Source organism: Roseibium hamelinense (assembly GCF_007830545.1).
Classification (GTDB): domain Bacteria; phylum Pseudomonadota; class Alphaproteobacteria; order Rhizobiales; family Stappiaceae; genus Roseibium; species Roseibium hamelinense.
In genome coordinates this window covers 133,814-153,367 of record NZ_VLLF01000007.1, presented here as the reverse complement: position 1 = coordinate 153,367, position 19,554 = coordinate 133,814, and the positions used below count along the sequence as shown (strand labels likewise).

The window sequence follows — 19,554 nt, the reverse complement described above, 5'->3', positions numbered from 1 at the left end:
ATGGACCGTCACCGGACCGCCCCCCTCAGTCTTTCAGGAAAACGCGATTTTGTGACCGGAACACTCTCCGGCCATCCCGTTCGGCTTCAATTTCAAGGTTCCAGTTTCCAGCGGCGATATTCGGAACCTGAGCTGTGTAAAGCCCGCCGCTTGTTCCATTGAGCGGGACGGTTATGTCGGACAAGTCGTTGGCCGGCCGGGTGAGCCTTGCGGTAAACAGGAGGCCGTTCAGGTTATTGCCCTTCGCGTCTTTCGCAAAAACCTCAATCATCACCTCAGTGCCGGTCAGGCGCTGGACGTCTCCGTCAATCTGCCAACCGAGGGCCAGCTGCGCCTTGGCCGCGGCGATGTCCTCGTTATAGGCCTGACTCGCCTTGTAAGAGCTCTCGACCGCGACGCCGGGGAAAGACCCCAGCGCGAAGTAGATGAAGATTGCGTTGGCTGTAAAAACCACGGCGAAGAAACCGAGCAGCCAGGCCAGGACAGTTTTCCCGGTGATCGCCTTTGGGTCACTCAAATTGGGATGAGTCATTGCCATATGTGTCTCCTACGGCGCCTTGAAGAAGTCTTTTGTCGTGACCACCTCACCCATCACTGATTCTGTGATGCGGAAGGTGACCGGGGTGCTTTCGGGCATGGTTTCGCCGACCGGTGAGGTCACGACGATCCTCACCTCACGGGTCGTATCCGCCCCGACCTCCACCAACGGACGGTCTGCAAAGATGGTTTCCACGCCGGGTGCAGACACTTTCGTTCCTGCCGGCATACCCTCAACATGCAACATAAAGGTCCGGGGGTGAGACCGTTTATTGGACAAACGAACGGTGTAACCATTGCGGATAGTCCCGTCAGACTGCGTCACATAAACCGGATTCCGGTCATGCAGCACACTGATGTCGGCAAAATCCCGGCTCAGGAACACGTACAACATGATCGCGCCGACAACCGCGATGACCGCCGCATAGATGACCGTGCGCGCGCGCACGATCTCGTAGACCGGTTCCTTGCCTTCAATCCGCCGCTGAATGTTTTCGTCGGTATCGTAGGCGATTAGGCCCTTCGGCTTGCCGACTTTTTCCATCACGTTGTCACACGCATCGATACACAACCCGCATTGAATGCAATCGAGTTGCAAGCCCTTGCGAATATCGACGCCGGTCGGACAGACATGGAAGCACTGGTGACAATCGACACAGTCACCTGCGGGCAGCCCCTGCTCTTCCAGTTTGCGGTTTTCCTTGAGCGATCCTCGCGGCTCGCCCCGGTCCCAGCGGTAGGTGACGTTGAGCGCTTTCTCGTCCGTCAAAGCCGCTTGAATCCGCGGCCAAGGGCACATGTAAATGCACACCTGCTCGCGCATGAACCCGGCCAGTAAATAGGTGGTTGCGGTCAGGATGCCGATCCACATATACGCGACCATCGGTGCCTGAAAGGTAAGCAGCTGCCAGACGAGCGTTGGTGCATCATTGAAGTAAAGCACCCAGGCACCGCCGGTCCACCAGGCAATCATCAGCCAGAAAAAATGCTTCGACGCGCGCTTGCTGACCTTTGATGCCGTCCATGGTGACCGATCAAGCGCAATGCGCTCCCTACGATCGCCCTCGATCTTGCGTTCGACCCACAAGAACAGGTCAGTCCACACAGTTTGCGGGCACAAATAGCCACACCAGATGCGGCCGGCGACCGCATTCATCAGAAACAAAGCCACCGCGGCAATGATCAGAAGTCCGGTGAAGTAGTAAACCTCTTGCGGCCAGATTTCGATAAAGAAAAAATAGCCACGGGCATTTTCCATGTCCACGAGCACAGCCTGGTTTGGCGCATTCGGCCCGCGGTCATAGCGTATGAAAGGCAGAAAGTAGTAGATGCCGAGTGTTACAAACAGCAGCCCCCACTTGATCCTGCGAAAGAGGCCATGCGTGGCCATGGGGTAGATTTTCTTGGCTGAGGCGAACCATTCGTCCGACTGCTCAGCCTTGTTGCTATCGGCTTCAGCAACCATAGCCGTCCGTCCTTCTCAAAATGGTCGGACCCTGCCCCAATAGGATCCCGTTGGTGTCCCGGGCTGGTGGAAACCAGCCCGGTTTGATCTTGCAGAACACCTAATGCGCGTGCCGAATAGTCAGCTTTGCGCCCTGTAAAAGGGTGTCCGCTTCTTCCGGTTATTGGCCACCACCGAAAGAGTGCACGTAAACTGCCAGCGACTTGATGGTCGAAGGCTGCAGGCGATCCTGCCAGGCAGGCATGACGCCGTTGCGCGGGTTTTTCACCTGAGATGCAATCTGGTCAATCGACTTGCCATAGAGATAGTTGGCGGAATTCAGGTTCGGTGCACCGACATCCGTCATGCCGTTCAAATCGTCCCCGTGACACGCTGCACAATTGTCCAGGTAAAGCTCCTTGCCCGCGGCCAGATCGACACCGGCTTTGGGCTCCAGACCGACCTCAGACCCGACATAGTTCGCAACCTGTTCGATCTCTTCATTCGAGAAGATATCGCCGTAGGCGGGCATATTCCCAAAACGCGCTTCATCGTTGTCGACCCGAATGCCGTGCAACAGCGTGTAGTGAATGTCCTCAAGCGTACCGCCCCAAAGCCAGGTGTCATCCTGCAGGTTCGGATATCCCTCGAAACCGTTGCCGCCGGCCCCGTGGCAGGGTGCGCAATTGTCGCCAAATGCCGCCTGCCCGGCCGCCATGGCAAACTGCCGGAGTTCTGGATCTGAGCTCACCTCTTCCAAAGAGGCTGCATTGATTTTGTCGGCAAACTCCGAACGGCCGGCAACGCCTTCATCATAAGCGGCAAGCGCATCAGCGCGCTGGCTGTCCCCCAGAATTCCGGTGGTGTAACTGCTTACCAGTGGCCAGGAGGGATAGAGCACCCAATAGATTACGGCCCAAACGATGGTCGCGTAGAACAGATAGAGCCACCATTTCGGCAGAGGGTTGTTGAGTTCCTTCAACCCGTCCCATTCATGACCAGTGGTCTCGACACCCGAGATCTGATCAACTTCCTTGTTGTGCGTATCTGCCATGGTTCAATCCTCCCGCAAGGGGATTTGTGCGGCATCGTCGAAGGACTTGCGGTTTTTGGGCCACAAGGCGTAGGCCACGACGATGGCAAACAGGATTACGAAGTAGAGAAGGCCCCAGGTTTGTGCGAAGCCCGCTACGGCGGTATAAGTCTCGTTCATCACATCACCTCAGATTTGCCTTGTCGTCATAGATCGAGAAGTCGACGAGAGTGCCCAGCATCTGCAAATAGGCGACCAATGCGTCCATCTCCGAGACCTGTACGGGGTTTCCGTCGAAGTCGCGCACGATAGCGTTTGGCCAGCGCTCCTCGAACTCATAGGCGGCATCTGTGTCTGGCATCGCCTGCGCCCGGATATCCATATTGGCGGCATCGAGTTGCGCTTCCGTGTATGGAACGCCCACGATGACATTGGCCTTCAACAGATTACCGATATCCCGTGTATCCAGCGGTGTTTCCGTCAGGAACGGATAACCGGGCATGATGGAGGCCGGAACCAGCGAGCGCGGGTTTTCCAGATGCTCGACATGCCAGGCGTCCGAATACTTGCCGCCAACACGCGCCAGATCCGGGCCTGTACGTTTCGACCCCCACTGGAAGGGGTGGTCGTACATCGACTCGGCTGCCAGCGAGAAATGGCCATACCGCTCCAGCTCGTCCCGCATCGGGCGGATCATCTGCGAGTGGCAGGTGTAACAGCCCTCCCGCACATAGATTTCACGGCCCGCCAGTTCGAGAGGCGTATAGGGGCGCATTCCCTCTGTCTTTTCAATCGTGCTCTTTAGATAAAAGAGCGGTGCAATCTCGACCAGGCCGCCAATGGAGACCATCACGAGGATCCCGATGAGTAGAATGAAAGAGTTCTTCTCAAAGATCTGGTGTTTTGACCAAACAGACATGTCAGTCTCCCCTTATTCGGCTGCGGCCAGGGAGCCGGTCGGTGCAGCTTCGGCTTCTTCAGCCTCGCCGTGACGAACCGTCATCCAGAGATTGTAGGCCATGATCAGAGCGCCGACGACGAACAGTGCGCCACCCAAAGCCCGGATCACGTAGAACGGATGCATTGCTTCCACTGTTTCCACGAAGGAGTATTCCAGGAAGCCCAGCTGATCGTATGCACGCCACATCAGACCCTGCATGATCCCCGACACCCACATGGCTGTGATGTAAAGAACGATGCCGAGTGTGGAGAGCCAGAAGTGCCAGTTCACCAGCTTTAGCGAGTACAGGCCCTTCTTGTTCCAAAGCCACGGGATCAGGCAATACAGCGCTCCAAAGGAGATGTAACCAACCCAGCCCAGCGCACCGGAATGGACGTGACCAATGGTCCAGTCGGTGTAGTGCGACAGCGAGTTGACCGCGCGAAGCGACATCAGCGGCCCTTCGAAGGTCGACATGCCGTAGAAGGCCACCGACACAACCATCATCCGCAGAACCGGATCGGTCCGCAGCTTATCCCAGGCCCCAGACAGTGTCATCAGGCCGTTGATCATGCCACCCCAGGACGGCATCCACAGAATGATCGAGAAAGTCGCGCCGAGGGTCGAGGCCCATTGCGGCAGGGCAGTGTAGTGCAGGTGGTGCGGCCCGGCCCAGATGTAGATGAAGATCAGCGCCCAGAAGTGAACGATCGACAGGCGGTAGGAATAGACCGGCCGCTCAGCCCGCTTCGGGATGAAGTAGTACATGATGGCCAGGAAGCCCGCGGTCAGGAAGAAGCCCACCGCATTGTGGCCGTACCACCACTGAACCATGGCATCTTGAACACCAGACCAAACGATTACGGACTGTGTCGAATAAATCGATACCGGAATGGTCAAGTTGTTCGTGATGTGGAGCATCGCGATGGTGACGATGAACGCCAGGTAGAACCAGTTCGCGACATAAATGTGCGGTTCTTTCCGCCTCCAAATCGTGCCTAGGAAGAGCAGCAAATACGCAACCCAGACAACGGTGAGCCAAAGATCGGCATACCACTCCGGTTCCGCGTACTCCTTACCCTGTGTGGCGCCAAGCAAGTAACCGGTGCCGGCAATCAAGATAAAGACGTTGTAGCCAATGATAACAAACCAAGGCAGGATCTTTCCGGGCATACGCGCGCGGCACGTGCGTTGCACGACATACATAGAAGTCGCCAGCAAAACGTTGCCGCCAAACGCAAAAATCACCGCGGAGGTGTGCAAGGGGCGCAAGCGTCCGAAATTGGTCCATGGAAGGTCGAAATTGAGCGCCGGATAAGCCAGTTGCAGGGCGATAATCAGCCCGACCGTAAAGCCGGCGATGCCCCAGAACATGGCGGCAACCGATCCAAACTTGATCGGCCCCATATTGTAATTCGGCTTGCCCCCAATCTCCTGCGGAATCGGCATTCCGCCGTCGTTGAAGTAGTTTTTAAAGATAACAAACACACATGCACCGGCGAGTACCGCGCCGATCATTGCGTGAAATGCCATGACTTGATCGAATGTTTTGCCTGCGATGATGAGGCAGGCGAATGCCAGCAGCACGAGGAAGAAAGCGAAGCCGCCTTCCTCGAGCGATACCATCCCGGCCTTATTCTGTGCCATTTTTAGCGCCCCAGTCTTGAAAATCGTTACAAGGTGCCAACGATAGACGGGACCATGCGCATGACGGGCGCGCGGCGGCGTTGATCCAAATCAAGCAGGTTGGCCGCTTCCACGGAAATGGTCGGTAGAACCGGGCCACATTTTTGTCAAAATTGGAAAAAATGTGGCCAGGCGTCTGTCTACGGCCCAGTCAGACCCGTCAAATGAGGCGATTTGGCGCAGCCAGCCGTTTCCGGCGTTCCGATCCGGCTTATTTGCGGAAAAGCAAGACCGTTGCGGCCGGCAGAATGAGCACCATGCCGATAAACCGCACCAATTGATGTGCAGCCACAAAAGCAGGATCAAGCTCCATAATGAAAGCCAGCAAGGTCATGACCTCTAGTCCGCCCGGAGCATATGCTAGGAGAACCTGACCAAACGGCAGATCAAGGATTGAGGCTGTGCACCAAGCGCCGGCAGCAGCGATCGCGAAGCCGGCCGCAAAGGCGGCAAGGGATCCCCAGATCAGGTTGAGGAACAGGCCAAGCGACATTTCGGAGAAGCGGCAGCCGATCATCGCGCCCAGAATAACGTAACAGCCAATCAGCATTGGCCCCGGGAGTGATAGTGTCATCAAACCGGATGCATTTAAGAAGGCACTCATGAAGAACGCACCTGTCATCCAGGCGCCGGGGATCTTCAGCATCACTGCCACCCAACTGGCAGCGAAACAAAGGACCGCCCCCAACATCAATTCCGCAAAAGATCCTTGCACGATGCGGTTCAAGCCTTCCAAATCGCCTGTCATCCCGTTGGTCAGCACCAGCGGCAAGAGAGCAACGAGGACAAACAGCCGTAGCGACTGGGACGCTGCTATCCGCGGAAGGTCAGCATTGCGTTCGGATGCCAGCGCAAGGACATAAGACAAGGTTCCGGGGATCGCTCCAAAGAACGCGGTTTCGGATTTCCAGCCAGCAAGGAAGCGCAACACGAGAAATCCTGCGGTGGTGATTGAAACGACGACAATGATCAGGCCGGCCATGGACACCGGCCATTCGTGGATCCGATTGACCACTTCAGGCTGAACCCCAGCCCCCATGGTGAGACCCATAAGGTAAAAAGCAGCATCGCGCACCCGGTTCGGCATATGTACAGGACCGGCAAGCAGTGCGGTCATGGCCACAGCAACCATCGCTCCAGACAGCCACGCAGCCGGCAGATGAAGAAGATGTGCCAGATAGCCGCCGCCAAGGCCGACCAGGCAGGTAAAGAGGAAATGGCTCGATTCCGTCATTGCGCTATCCGGGTGAAATCTACGAAACAAACGATGTAACAACATGAGCAACTCCTGTCGCAATGAATGGTGCTGCTCTAATGCGCTTTTCCATACCCGTCATGATTGATTAGTTGAATCAATATATGCGCCTGCATCCATGTTCGGCCGCCGGCATCGCTCAGGCCGGTAAACAACGCCAGCGGACCATGGGCCGATCAATGCCTTGAGCGAAATCAAGGCGGCTCCGCCCGGAACGGTAAATGGTGTCCCTCATGACACAGCCAGACCTTTCCTATGCCATGCGGAGCGTTCCGCGTTACACCAGCTATCCGACCGCGCCGCATTTTCATGACGGTGTCGGCAGCGACGTCTATGGGCAATGGCTTGAAAGGCTCGGGCCTCAGGATACGCTTTCGCTCTATCTTCATGTCCCCTATTGCCGGGACATCTGCCATTATTGCGGCTGCCACACAAAGGCAACGCGCAAGGAGGCACCGCTTGTTGCGTATGCGCGCACCCTTGGATCGGAGATCGAGCTGGTCGCAAGTCATCTCGAACAAGCCGGCCCGGTCAAGCACATTCACTGGGGCGGCGGCACGCCCAGCCTTTTGCCGGAACAGAGCCTTCTGGACCTGACGGGCCTGCTCCGAGTGTCGTTCACTTTCGCAGACGACCTCGAACATGCGATCGAGCTGGACCCAAGATTTGTGACCGGATCTCTCGCACAAACACTGGCCACCATGGGCGTAAACCGGGCAAGTCTGGGGATTCAGGATTTCGATCCCGCCGTACAGGAGGCGATCGGCCGGGTTCAACCCTATGAGACCGTGCGCGATGCAACCAGTTACTTGAGATCCGCCGGACTCCGCGCCTTGAATTTCGATCTGATGTACGGACTGCCGGAACAAACACCAGACACCATCCGCGACACGGTCAACAAGACACTGGATCTGGCACCAAGCCGAATCGCCTTGTTTGGCTACGCTCATGTCCCCTGGATGCGCAAACACCAGCGGCTGATAGACGAAAGCCGCCTTCCCGATTCGGAACGCCGGCTGGAACTTGCAAATCTCGCTCGCGAAGCCCTCATAGAGGGCGGATATGTTGCGATCGGCCTCGATCACTTTGCCAAACCGGAAGACAGTATGGCGATCGCGCTTCAGAACCGCGCCCTGAAACGGAATTTCCAGGGCTACACAACAGACAATGGCGAGCAGCTTGTCGGTCTTGGCGTTTCCTCAATCGGCCGCCTCGACCAGGGGTACATCCAGAACATTGCCGATGTCCGCCACTGGGAGCGGGCTATCCTTGCGGGACAGCTTCCGGTTTCAAAAGGTCTTGCGCTTTCTACCGACGACCGACTGCGCGGCCGGATCATTGAAATGATCATGACCGACTACCGGTGCGATCTTCAGGCTGTGTGTCACCAGTTCTCTGTGGCGCCCCACATGCTGGACGGATCCCTTGCACTTCTGGAAGAGCTCGTGAGGGACGGCATCGTCAAATTGTCCGGCAGCGCGGACAAAGCTCCCATCGTCGAGGTGACGGAGTTCGGCCAACCATATGTGAGATTGGCGGCAGCAGCGTTTGATGCCTATCTGAATGATGCAATGCGCGGTCCAAAAGCGCGCCATTCGCTGGCGGTTTGATTACGCTGGTCTCTCTGCAAGAACAAAAAGAAAAAGGCCGGAACAAGTCCGGCCAAGTCTTCGGGAGTTAAGTCTAAGGCTGCCCGATCAGTGAATTCCGGTCATCTGGCACAAGCGGCAAACCTTCGTCAGGTGAATGCGGTCCGCACGATCAATCCGGATGATCCCGCGGCGCTTGAGATCCGACACGACACGGCTGACAGTCTCGATTGTCAGCCCGAGGTAATCCGCAATCTCTTGACGGGTCATGGTGAGATGAAGGTCGTAGCCGTCATTTTCTTCGTCAGACGGGCCAGGGCAGCCAACACCACCGCGTTCTGGCACCAGATACATAAGGAAGCTGGCCACACGCTCTACCGCTGACTTGCGCCCAAGAAGCACAGCATGCTCATGCAGAACTTGCATCTGCGCCATCAAGCATTTCGTCAGCTTGCGTTGCAGATCTGGAGACCCTTCTATCTGCTTGAGATCAATTTCATGCACGTGGGCCCCTGTCAGGGTTTCAGCTGTACATTCATGCTCATTTTGATTTGCCAGCCCGAAAATATCGCCTGGACGCAACACTTCGACAACCTGCCGCCGGCCATCCGGAAGCAGCTTGAACAGCATGACGGTTCCCTGCGCCAGCTCGTAAAGCCGTTTTGCGGGATCCCCTTCATAGAAAATGACATCGTGAGCGCCGAAGACCTGTGCCTTAGCGCCAAATTCGGCGAATGATCCGCGCAAGGAAAGTTGGTTGGCTGCCGGGTTCGCAGGCGTTTTCGCGTCGCCTGCAGCTGGGTAAGTAATGTAAGCCATAAGCCCCTCCAAAAGTAAATCGCATAAGGCTGTCGCAGCACCCGGCTCTCGTGTGCCTGCCGCAAGGGGAAGCCCGTCCAGCTGTTCCTTGCGTGACCGGCAAGTCCCGTCCGACTTGCCAACGCCTATGCTCTTTACCGTAGAGGCCTGATTTAAATCAAGAAATTCGGTCGAATGCGTAAGGTCAACTACCTAGACAATCTGCCGCATACCAATCAGGGGTAGGCAGCAGTGGCTTCAGAAGGACCGAAATGCTCGGCGATCGCCCGCATGGAAAGGGGTTTGCGCAATACAGTCAGCGATTTTAGATCCAGCTTGCTTCGTTCAAGAAGCGTTTTGGACTTGCCGGACATGACCATGATGCCTGGCGGCGTTGCCAGCCCGCGCAACCAATTGATGACTTCGTCACCGGTCACGCCGGGAAGGCCGATATCGACAACCACGCAGTCTTCGGCATTCGGAGGGCCTTGCTCGAAAAAAGTTTCCGCGTCCGGATAACACTTTACCTCGTGGCCAAAGTCCTCGAGGAGCAATGCAAGCGAATCCGCGACTGCGTAATCATCTTCGATGATGTGAATGAACAAGGACCGTACTTTCCGAAAGAAGCGCCAAGGCACCCAAACCTAACCCACCGGCTAAGCTTTTGCTGTACGCACAAACACTGTCACAGGTTCACTACTTACTTTTGCAGGTTTCAATTCCTTTGGACAAAACACCACAGGACCACAGCTTCTCAGGTCCGGTCATTTCAATTGCTTCCCAAAACAATGCGGACAAGATCTGCAGCGTTCTTTGCGCCGAGTTTTTCCATGATGCGGGCCCGATGCACTTCAACCGTCCGCGGACTGATGCCGAGTGTCCGGCCCGCTTCCTTGTTCGATGCACCATTGGTTATTTCACTCAACACTTCACGCTCGCGCCTGGTGAGCTGATCCGCGCCGGAAAAACTCACTCCCGGCTCATCGGACTGCGATTTGCGCATGGCGCTAATGCCATCATTGATCCGTGAGACTACAGCTTCGGCATCGAACGGCTTTTCGATGAAATCGAAGGCACCATTCCGGATCGCTTCGACGGCCATCGGAATGTCGCCCTGCCCGGAAATAATGAAAATCGGTGCTGGATAGTGCTCGGCATTCAACGCTTTCAAAATCTCGATGCCCGATCTTCCCGGCATGTGGACGTCGAGCAGAACGCAGGCCGGATGCGTCTTGCTGGCCGACTGCACAAAGGTGTCACCGTCGGAGAACGTCTCTACCTCAAAGCCTTCCAGATTGAAGACTACGGACAAGGCGTCCCGTACAGCAGGGTCATCATCGACGATGTAGATTGCCTCCGCACCATTTGCCATTTGCTCGTCTCCCTGGTTCCTATTCGTCATTTGTGAGTGCTTTGTTCATTTGCTATCCGGGTCCGGCGCCAGCCGGCAAACGCAGGATAAACACGGCACCGCGGTCCGGATTGGCCGTCTCAAGGACAAGATCGCCGCCATGGTTTTGGGCAATAGAGCGCGATATCGCCAAGCCCAGTCCAAGGCCCTTTTGCTTTTTGCTGGAAAATGCCCGGAACAGATCGGGGATCGCATGGGCGGGCACGCCAGGACCGTTGTCCTCGATCACGAATTCAACACCGTTGCCATTCGCCCTGACGGTGATCCATATCTGTTTTTCGGTCTGGCCTGCCACGGCATCTCGCGCGTTGCGCAAAAGATTCACCAACACTTGCCTGATCTGGACAGGATCCGCTTCGAGCAGCGGCAAATCGTCGGCTACCGTACACTGAACAAGCACATCGTCTGTGCTTGCCCCGAGTTTGACCAAACCGATGCAGTCTTCGGTGAAGGATTTGACATCAATGGTCTGCCGCTCGGGCTCCTTGCGCTCAACCAACTGCCGCATGCGTTGAATGATATCGCTGGCCCGTTCCGCCTCACCCAATGACTTGCCTATGATATCGGTGACCTGCTGCGGCAGGTCCCCATCCTGGCTTAATTTCCTGGAAAGCGCCTGAAGATAGAGCATCAACGCTGTAAGCGGCTGATTCAGCTCATGAGCAATGGCCGCCCCCATTTCATCTAGAGCACTCATCCGTGTCATATGCACGAGTTGTGCCTGAGCCTGGGCCAGACGCTCTTCGACCGACCGGCGCGGGCGCAGGTCCCTCAAAATGCCAATGAACTGGCGGCCCTCCGGCGTCGTGGCCTCTCCAACCGACAATTCTATTGGAAATTCCGTTCCATCCTTGTGCCGGCCACGCACCTCTCGGCCAATCCCGATGATGCGCTTCTGACCGGTTTCAAGATAGTGTTTTACGTATGAGTCGTGTGCTGCAGCGTATTCCGACGACATGATCTTGTGAACATTGTCACCAATCACCTCGCTAGCCGTGTATCCGAACAGCCGCTCTGAAGCCTTGTTGAACGCGAGAACCTGACATTTCTCGTTGATCACGATCATGCCATCGGCGGCGGTATCAAAAACACTGGCAAGCCGAGCTTCGGACACTGTCGAAGCCGCATGCGCGTCGTCCTTGTTCTCAACGCCCGTGACGTTGGCGTGATCCATTGTCTTGCCCGTATTCCATAATCTCAGGAAGCATGCCTCTGACGAGCATGTCCACTTCCCTGACACTCACTATGGTTTAAGGGTATTTACATATACGAGCAAGACTGCAGTCGCTCATCGGCCATCAATCCAACGGACAATCCGATCAAGGCCTTCACGGACATGGTCTTCCCGTCGGGCAAAGCACAGCCGCAGGAACCCCTGCCCTGCATCACCGAATGCGCTGCCCGGTGCCAGCCCCACACCCGTCTCACGCACAAGATCAAGCGCTAACTGCCGAGTGTCCGAGATGCCGTCGATGCCAAAAAACGCATAAAATGCCCCCTCGGGCGCGGCAAACCGGAAGCGCTCAGACCGCGCGAACTGCTCAAGAACCAATGCACGGCCGTTTTCGGCTCTGGACAGCTGCTGGTCTAGGAACCCGGTGCCTTCATTCAGCGCTGCTGCGGCCGCGCGCTGGCTGTAGACCGGCACTCCAGACGTCGAGTACTGGATGAGATTTTCAATGACCTGTCCCATTTCAGGCGGGGCCGACAGCCAACCCACGCGCCATCCGGTCATTGCCCAATTTTTCGAGAACGAATTCACAAAAATAACGCGGTCATCCGGCTCAATGACATCGAAAAATGACGGTGCACGCCGCCCCCCACCGAAGTAAAAACGGGCGTAGATCTCATCGGCGATAATCCAAAGCCCTTCCTTGCGCGCGAAGGCGAGGATGGCTTCAATATTGTCCCGGCTCGCAACCCAGCCACTTGGGTTGCATGGAGAATTCAGAAAGATAGCTCGTGTCTGGGGCGTTGCTGCATCGACCAGACGGTCAATATCCAGCGACCAGCCTGCCGAAGTAAAATCCATCGGCACCGGAATTGCCCGGCCACCTCTAATTTCAACGGCAGCCGCCAAGTTGGGCCAGGCTGGTGTCGGCACGAGGACGTGATCTCCCGGACTGATGACACATGTAACCGCGATCTGGATCGCCTGCATACCCGAGCCGGTGACGTAAAAACGCTCCAGATCAAAGGAGCCGCCATATAAATCCGAATGATACTCTGCGATCGCTGTCCGCAACTCCGGAATGCCACGCTGATAAGTATAAAACGTCTCACCAGCCCTCATCGAGGCGATTGCGGCATCGCAAACAAAATCCGGCGTTGGCAAATCGCCCTCGCCCACCCAAAGCGGGATTAAATCCGCCCGCTCCCGCGCACTGTTGACCACTTCAACGATGCCGCTTTCGGGTGCCAGCCGCGACTCCGAGCTAAGAGAATTGAAAACGGAAGATGATGCCACAGCGTCCAACGCATGTTCTCCAAAAGCCAATCTGTTCCCTTGCAACTTAGCAGCGTCTTTCGCCTTGAAACATGAAACTATTTGAAGCGCTCATTTACAGATGAAATGAATGCCTACAAACAAGCAGAAATCCGTCAGCGCAAAGACGAATAGACAACCCCATACGGCGTGTGATCCGATTGCGGATCGGCGCAAGAATATTGGCACGCCGATCCGGCTGCCAGGGTGGCGGCATATTCGGGAGGGGAAAAGCGGTCAGAGATGCTCGAAGGCTGGGTCGTCTTTATCGTTGCCGTTGTCTACATCCTGCTGCTTTTTGCAGTCGCGAGCCTTGGCGACCGGTTGCCGAGACGCCTGCTGCCCAGAAAGGGCCGCCCGGTCATCTATGCGTTGTCGCTGTCGGTCTATTGTACATCCTGGACATTTTATGGGTCGGTTGGCAGCGCCAGCCGAACCGGCATTGAGTTTTTGACAATTTATGTCGGACCGATGCTGGTTTTTGCCTTGGGCTACCCGATCATCCGGCGGATTATCCGGATCGCAAAAAGCGAGCGCATTACGTCGATTGCCGATTTCATCGGCGCGCGTTATGGCAAGAGCCAGACGGTTGCCGCAGTTGCAACGCTGATCGCCGTTATTGGCGTGATCCCATACATTGCCCTGCAGCTGAAAGCGGTTTCCCAATCGATCACGGTCATGGTCGGGCCGCTTATCTCGCCGTCCAATCCGATCTACTACTTCACCGACGACATCACTCTGTTGATCGCAATTTTCATGGCCGTGTTCACGTGGCTGTTCGGTACCCGGCACATTGATGCGACCGAGCACCAGGAAGGACTGATGCTTGCCATTGCAGCGGAAGCGGTGGTGAAACTGCTCGCGTTCCTTGCTGTCGGATTATGGGTGACCTACAGCCTGCATGACGGCCCGTTCGACTTGGTGCGCGCCATATCCGGTGCCCCTGAAGTGGCTGAGGTTTTCGAGCAGCCGCTCAATGCCGGCAACTGGATCGTGATGACGCTTTTGTCGAGTTTAGCGGTCCTTCTGCTGCCACGGCAGTTTCACGTAACGGTGACGGAAAACAATTCCGAAGAAGAGCTGCGCCGGGCCGCATGGTTGTTTCCACTCTATCTCATCCTGATCAATCTGTTTGTGGTTCCGATCGCCGCTGCCGGTCTTTTGCGGTTCGGCCAGGACATCAATCCGGACACGTTCGTGCTTGCCTTGCCGATTGATGCCGGGCACGACTGGCTGGCAATGTTTGCGTTTCTGGGGGGATTGTCGGCGGCAACGGCCATGGTCATTGTGGCGACCGTCGCCCTGGCTATCATGATCTCGAACGACTTCGTAGTGCCCATGATCCTGCGCCGGCGCAGCGAAGACGAGATCATCGCAGGCAAGGGCGCGGACATGAGCCGCAGCCTGTTGACCATTCGCAGGTTTGCTATCCTCGGCATTTTGCTGCTAGCCTACGCATATTACAGGGCCGCCGGTGATACCGCCGCACTTGTGTCTATCGGGCTGCTGTCATTTGCAGCAATTGGACAGTTCGGTCCGGCGTTCATCGGGGCGCTGGTGTGGCGGCGTGCAACGGCCCGCGGCGCGATCGCCGGCATGGTCGCGGGCTTTTGCCTTTGGGCGTTCACACTTCTGCTGCCGACATTTGTGCAATCAGACATTGTTTCCGAGGACATACTGGTTTCAGGCCTTTTCGGAATAGCGTGGCTGCGCCCGCAAGCGCTGTTCGGCTTTGAATTCGATCCGTTCATTCATGGCGTGTTCTGGAGCCTGTTTGCCAACACCGCCTTTTTCATTTTGGGGTCTTTGTCACGCAAGCCGGAGCCTGCGGAAAAAATCCAGGCCAATATCTTTGTCCCGGCAGAACTGTCCCCCCTCACCGCACCTGCGCCTGTGGCGGACATCCGTGACCGCCGGCGAATTGCAGGTCACCATTGCACGGTATTTGGGTGAAGAGCGAACCGAACGCTCTTTCCGGCGCTATGCGCGCGAACGCGGCACAGAACTGGAAGCAATGGCAACCGCAGATGCAAGCTTGCTGCGCTTTTCCGAGCAGCTTCTTGCCAGCGCAATTGGCGCGGCTTCATCTCGCCTCGTCCTGTCCTTGATGCTCAAACGGCATGACCCGTCCACAAAAGGCGCGGTCAAATTGCTCGACGATGCGTCGGCCGCCATTCAGTACAACCGCGATCTTCTGCAAACAGCCTTGGATCAGGTCCGACAGGGCATTGGCGTGTTCGACCGGGACCTGCGCTTGATCTGCTGGAACCGGCAGTTCCGCGATCTTTTGGGACTGCCGGCTGAATATGGCCAGGTCGGCACATCACTGGACGCCATCCTCCGTTATGGCGCAGAAACAGGCGAATACGGTGCGGCGCCGGTGGAGGTGACCGTAGCCGATCGGCTTGAAAAACTGGTCGTGCGCCAAGAGACCTTTCAAGAACGGATGCTCGAGTCCGGCCTGGTGCTGGAAGTGCGAATCAGTCCGATGCCGGACGGCGGCATCGTGACAACTTACACCGACATCACCGAGCGTGTGATGGCCGAAGATGCTTTGGCACGCGCCAACGAAACGCTGGAACGCCGGGTCAGGGAGCGCACCGAGGAGCTGACCCATGTCAACAAGCGCCTGATCCAGGCAACCCATGTTGCCGAAGAAGCCAATATCGGAAAGACCCGGTTCTTGGCAGCGGCTGGACACGACATCCTGCAGCCGCTGAATGCGGCCAAACTCTACGCGTCCGTTCTGTCTGACCGCATGAAAGACAGCGAACCGGAAGAATTGGCAAACAATATCGGCGCCGCCCTGGAATCAGTCGAGGAAATCCTGGGCGCCGTTCTCGACATTTCGCGCCTCGATACAGGTGCGATGAAACCGGAGCTCAGCGTCTTTCGCATTTCAGCGATTTTCGATGCGCTTCAGCGCGAATTTGAGCCGGTTGCGCGCGAAAAAGGGATCGAGCTCATCCTTGTGCCAACGTCGCTATCGGTGCGCTCGGACCGCAGGCTGCTGCGCCGATTGCTTCAGAACCTGGTGTCGAACGGCTTGAAGTACACAAAATCCGGAAAAGTACTGGTCGGCTGCCGGCGCCGGGGCAACCAGGTTGCAATTCAGGTTCATGACACCGGGCTGGGAATTCCGCCCAGCCAACAAAAAATCATATTTCAAGAATTTCAACGCCTCGATGACGGCATGCGCGCCGCAAAGGGGCTGGGGCTCGGCCTGTCTATTGTTGAGCGGATCAGCCGGGCATTGGATCACCCGGTCAAACTCCGGTCTTCAATTGGCGAAGGATCCTGCTTTACGGCGGTTGTACCGATTGCCGCCGCTGTTCCAATCGAACCGCTGTCGAAGCCGGTCGTGCAACCGGCCGGTCAGCTTGACGGCATGTGTATTCTGGCAATCGACAATGAACCCGATATCCTTGATGGCATGCGCCAGCTGCTCGAGAGCTGGGGGTGCCTCGTGATCACGGCAAGCGATGATGTCGAAGCATCCCATACCCTCAAAGAAATGGGATTGGCGCCCGATGTGATCTTGATTGATTATCATCTGGACAACGGCAACGGGATTGATGCCGTCATTCGTCTGCGCTGGAAATTCGGCGCAGATATGCCCGCTGCGCTGATAACAGCAGATCGCAGCCGCCCGGTCCGCGCGACAGCGGACGAACAGAACATCGTGATCTTCAACAAGCCGCTCAAACCGGCAGCGCTGCGGGCACATCTCAGCCGTTGGCGCACCACGACAGATGCTGCCGAATAGTCTGTAGTTGAGGCAGATGGCTCACTTCCGGTCTTTCTGCCATCCGGAAATGCTGGTGACGTTCAAGCTGGATGCGATCTGCTGAAGCCGGAAGGCTTCTGCCTGGTCCTCTGCTTCAAATGCTGCATCGAGTTCCCGCTCCGGCGCGCCCCCCGGCAGCTTGCCGATTACCGGGATGTCAGACGGTTTTCCAAAGTAAAATCCTTGCAATGCGTCACAGCCAAGCGTACGCAGCGCCTCTGCTTGGAACTTCGCTTCAACGCCCTCGGCCGTCACCTCAATGCCCAAATTATGCGCGAGCGCGATTACCGCGGAGATAATCGCGAGGCCTTCGCTTCGCTCGCCAATTTCCTCGACAAACGACTTGTCTATCTTGATGCGGTCGAACTTGTACTGCCTGAGGTAGGAAAGCGAAGAATACCCCGTACCGAAATCATCCAGCGCCACTTTCACACCGAGACCCTTCAGCGCTGAAAGGATCTTGCCGGCGCTGCCGAAATCGCGAATGAACACAGACTCTGTGATCTCAAGGATAAGACGCTCGGGCGGGAAACCGGTTTGCCTCAAGGTTGAAGCGACCATTTCGACGAGATTCGGACTTATGAACTGAACCGGAGACAGGTTGACTGAAACCGCCCCCGCCTCGGGCAGGTCCGCATAGGCTTGGCAAGCGCGCCGGAGGACCCATTCTCCAATCGGCAAGATCAAACCGGCATGCTCGGCCACCGGTACAAAAACATCTGGTGGCACCTCTCCGCGGACCGGATGCTGCCAACGGACCAGCACTTCGTTGCTGACCACCTTTTCGGAACGCGCATCGACAATTGGCTGAAATTGAAGGCCTAGTTGCCCCTCGGAAACGGCTTCATGCAGATCTCTCTCGATCGCACGCCTCTCGAGGACCTCACGCTCCATGCACGCCTCAAAGGCCAGCACCCGGCCACGGCCAACCTGTTTAGCCTTGTAGAGTGCGATGTCGGCTTTTCGCAAAAGATCATCGATCCGAACGCCGTCGGCAGGTGCTTGGGCAAATCCGATCGTCGCGCCTATCCCGAAGTCCCGACCGCCAATGCTGAAGGGTGCAGACGCCGCTGTTATGAGTTTTTCGGCGAAGTGCGTTGCGGTCTCCGGACTGCCAAACAGGCCCATGGCCGCGAATTCATCGCCGCCGAAACGCGCAAGGTCCACGCTGTCTCCGCAAACGGCCTGAAAACGGTTCGCGACCATTTTCAAAAGCTCATCGCCCGCCGGATGTCCGCTGGTGTCGTTGACGACCTTGAAGTTGTCGAGATCAATCAAAAACAAGACAGGGTAGTTTGCGCTAAGAAGCTCGTCGACACCCAGCCGGCGCTTGGCACGGGCGAGAAACCAACTCCGGTTCCTTATCCCTGTCAGCGAGTCGTGCTCAGCCATGTGTGTCACAAGCTCGTTGACCCGTTTGGCTTCCGTTATGTCGGAGGCAACGCCTTGATGACCGGAAAAATAGCCGTACTCGTCCGTAACCGGGCTTGCCGACACGGCCCACCAGCGGACGTCCCCGTTGACGTTGACACATATTTCAAGATCGCGGAGTACTGTTTTCTGAGCAAGCGCATCTTCAAGCAGTTTTGCGGCGGCCGTTGCCTTTTCGGATGAACAGCTGCACGCCAAATCGATCATACGTTTGGCCTCAAGCTCGACCCGGGAACAGCCGCTGACCATCAAAAATCGGTCATTGACCCTGCGGAAAAATCCTCTTGTATCGGCTTCCCAAATCCATGCGCTGCGTTTTTCTTCGAACTCGTTCAGCAGCAGTGCGATCAAATCGCCGCGCTGTTCGAGCTCCGCTTCATTCAAGGTATTGGAAACAAACGCACAAGCGCTTGAGAGCACTGCAGCCGCGCAAAGCACAGTGAGCCCCAGGGCAAAAACAGCGAGCAAATAGTTGCTGGCTGCCCCCTCGAATGCCAGTGCGGTTGAAGTTGATAGGCCGATCATTACCACCCAAGGCAAGGCGGCGTTTGGCACGACAGACAAGCAAAAGCCACCAGCACACAAGAGCCCGACCATCGCGGCTGTCAAGACACTCTGGTTCACCTGGCCCGCTGCCGCAGTTGAAGCGATTGGCAAAAGCGACCAAGCAAGCCCGGATGCTTGGGCACACCGAACAAAGTAACTCAAGTCCTTGCGGGCAAGAGATCCAACCGCGCTTGGAGACGAACGCCACCAGACAAAGGCCAGCCAGCCGAAACAAAGTAGCTGGAAACTGCCCCAGCCAACCATAAAGGCGGAGGAAAACAAATCATGAGCAGAATAAATAATAACCAATCCCGCGGCAACTTGTGCGCCGAGGAAAAACGGCAGCAGCTGGCAAACGCCATTGAATTGCGCGGCCCGAACCCGCCGTTCGGTCGTGCTGTCGCTATTGGAAAGCCCGAGCGCTTGCGTCAAGGCGCTGTGCGCATCTGTCGATGAGCGGATGAGGTTGCCAGAGCCTTTGTCCCCACCCCGTTCCGCAGCATTGCCGAAGCCGAGGTTCACCGCGCGGCATGTAAATGCCATCGCAAGCTCTGATAGCTTCGTCAACCACATACGATCACCCACCCAATGAGGGCCACGATTAACTGATCG

14 protein-coding genes and 1 pseudogene are annotated in these 19,554 nt (G+C 56.6%); 2 read left to right on the top strand and 13 right to left on the bottom strand.

All coding sequences use genetic code 11. The features are described from left to right. Positions 1 to 25: 25 nt before the first annotated feature. From JM93_RS14690 to JM93_RS14660, 7 genes are all read right to left on the bottom strand, one after another. Positions 26 to 538, bottom strand: coding sequence for a FixH family protein (locus JM93_RS14690; protein ID WP_145344805.1), 513 nt, complete (start codon positions 536 to 538; stop codon positions 26 to 28). Between the two features lie 9 nt (positions 539 to 547). After that, positions 548 to 2,002, bottom strand: a complete 1,455-nt coding sequence (gene ccoG, locus JM93_RS14685; protein WP_145344802.1) for a cytochrome c oxidase accessory protein CcoG — start codon at positions 2,000 to 2,002, stop codon at positions 548 to 550. A gap of 160 nt (positions 2,003 to 2,162) precedes the next feature. Continuing rightward, entirely contained in the window at positions 2,163 to 3,035 is an 873-nt protein-coding gene (ccoP, locus tag JM93_RS14680; protein ID WP_145344799.1) for a cytochrome-c oxidase, cbb3-type subunit III, read from the bottom strand. A gap of 3 nt (positions 3,036 to 3,038) precedes the next feature. Next, on the bottom strand, positions 3,039 to 3,194 hold the full coding sequence (locus JM93_RS14675; protein ID WP_145344796.1) for a cbb3-type cytochrome c oxidase subunit 3: 156 nt from the start codon (positions 3,192 to 3,194) through the stop codon (positions 3,039 to 3,041). A 4-nt stretch (positions 3,195 to 3,198) separates the two neighbouring features. Then, positions 3,199 to 3,933, bottom strand: a complete 735-nt coding sequence (ccoO, locus tag JM93_RS14670) for a cytochrome-c oxidase, cbb3-type subunit II (RefSeq protein ID WP_145344793.1) — start codon at positions 3,931 to 3,933, stop codon at positions 3,199 to 3,201. 12 nt (positions 3,934 to 3,945) lie between these two features. Then, positions 3,946 to 5,601, bottom strand: coding sequence for a cytochrome-c oxidase, cbb3-type subunit I (ccoN, locus tag JM93_RS14665; protein ID WP_145344790.1), 1,656 nt, complete (start codon positions 5,599 to 5,601; stop codon positions 3,946 to 3,948). 250 nt (positions 5,602 to 5,851) lie between these two features. Beyond that, positions 5,852 to 6,874, bottom strand: a complete 1,023-nt coding sequence (locus JM93_RS14660; RefSeq protein ID WP_145344787.1) for an AbrB family transcriptional regulator — start codon at positions 6,872 to 6,874, stop codon at positions 5,852 to 5,854. A 254-nt stretch (positions 6,875 to 7,128) separates the two neighbouring features. On the opposite strand from JM93_RS14660, the gene hemN reads away from it, so the two are divergent. Beyond that, on the top strand, positions 7,129 to 8,505 hold the full coding sequence (hemN, locus tag JM93_RS14655; protein ID WP_145344784.1) for an oxygen-independent coproporphyrinogen III oxidase: 1,377 nt from the start codon (positions 7,129 to 7,131) through the stop codon (positions 8,503 to 8,505). Positions 8,506 to 8,592: 87 nt separating this feature from the next. On the opposite strand, the gene JM93_RS14650 is transcribed toward hemN, so the two are convergent. The 5 genes from JM93_RS14650 to JM93_RS14630 all read right to left on the bottom strand — a co-directional run bounded on the left by JM93_RS14650 (position 8,593) and on the right by JM93_RS14630 (position 13,169). Further along, positions 8,593 to 9,303 (bottom strand): Crp/Fnr family transcriptional regulator, encoded by a 711-nt coding sequence (locus tag JM93_RS14650; RefSeq protein WP_145344781.1) that lies wholly within the window; start codon positions 9,301 to 9,303, stop codon positions 8,593 to 8,595. A gap of 215 nt (positions 9,304 to 9,518) precedes the next feature. After that, entirely contained in the window at positions 9,519 to 9,887 is a 369-nt protein-coding gene (locus JM93_RS14645) for a response regulator (RefSeq protein WP_145344778.1), read from the bottom strand. A gap of 164 nt (positions 9,888 to 10,051) precedes the next feature. After that, the gene (locus JM93_RS14640) at positions 10,052 to 10,654 is read right to left on the bottom strand and encodes a response regulator transcription factor (RefSeq protein ID WP_145344775.1); all 603 of its coding nucleotides are present in this window, start codon (positions 10,652 to 10,654) and stop codon (positions 10,052 to 10,054) included. Between the two features lie 52 nt (positions 10,655 to 10,706). Then, the gene (locus JM93_RS14635) at positions 10,707 to 11,867 is read right to left on the bottom strand and encodes a PAS domain-containing sensor histidine kinase (RefSeq protein ID WP_145344773.1); all 1,161 of its coding nucleotides are present in this window, start codon (positions 11,865 to 11,867) and stop codon (positions 10,707 to 10,709) included. Positions 11,868 to 11,981: 114 nt separating this feature from the next. Further along, positions 11,982 to 13,169, bottom strand: a complete 1,188-nt coding sequence (locus JM93_RS14630; RefSeq protein ID WP_155197388.1) for a pyridoxal phosphate-dependent aminotransferase — start codon at positions 13,167 to 13,169, stop codon at positions 11,982 to 11,984. A 252-nt stretch (positions 13,170 to 13,421) separates the two neighbouring features. Here JM93_RS14630 and JM93_RS14625 point away from each other — a divergent pair. Then, positions 13,422 to 16,944 (top strand): annotated as a pseudogene (locus JM93_RS14625) (PAS domain-containing hybrid sensor histidine kinase/response regulator). A gap of 21 nt (positions 16,945 to 16,965) precedes the next feature. On the opposite strand, the gene JM93_RS14620 reads toward JM93_RS14625, so the two are convergent. After that, a complete protein-coding gene (locus tag JM93_RS14620; protein WP_170230672.1) occupies positions 16,966 to 19,485 on the bottom strand; it encodes a putative bifunctional diguanylate cyclase/phosphodiesterase in 2,520 nt (839 codons plus the stop codon). Between the last annotated feature and the right edge of the window lie 69 nt (positions 19,486 to 19,554).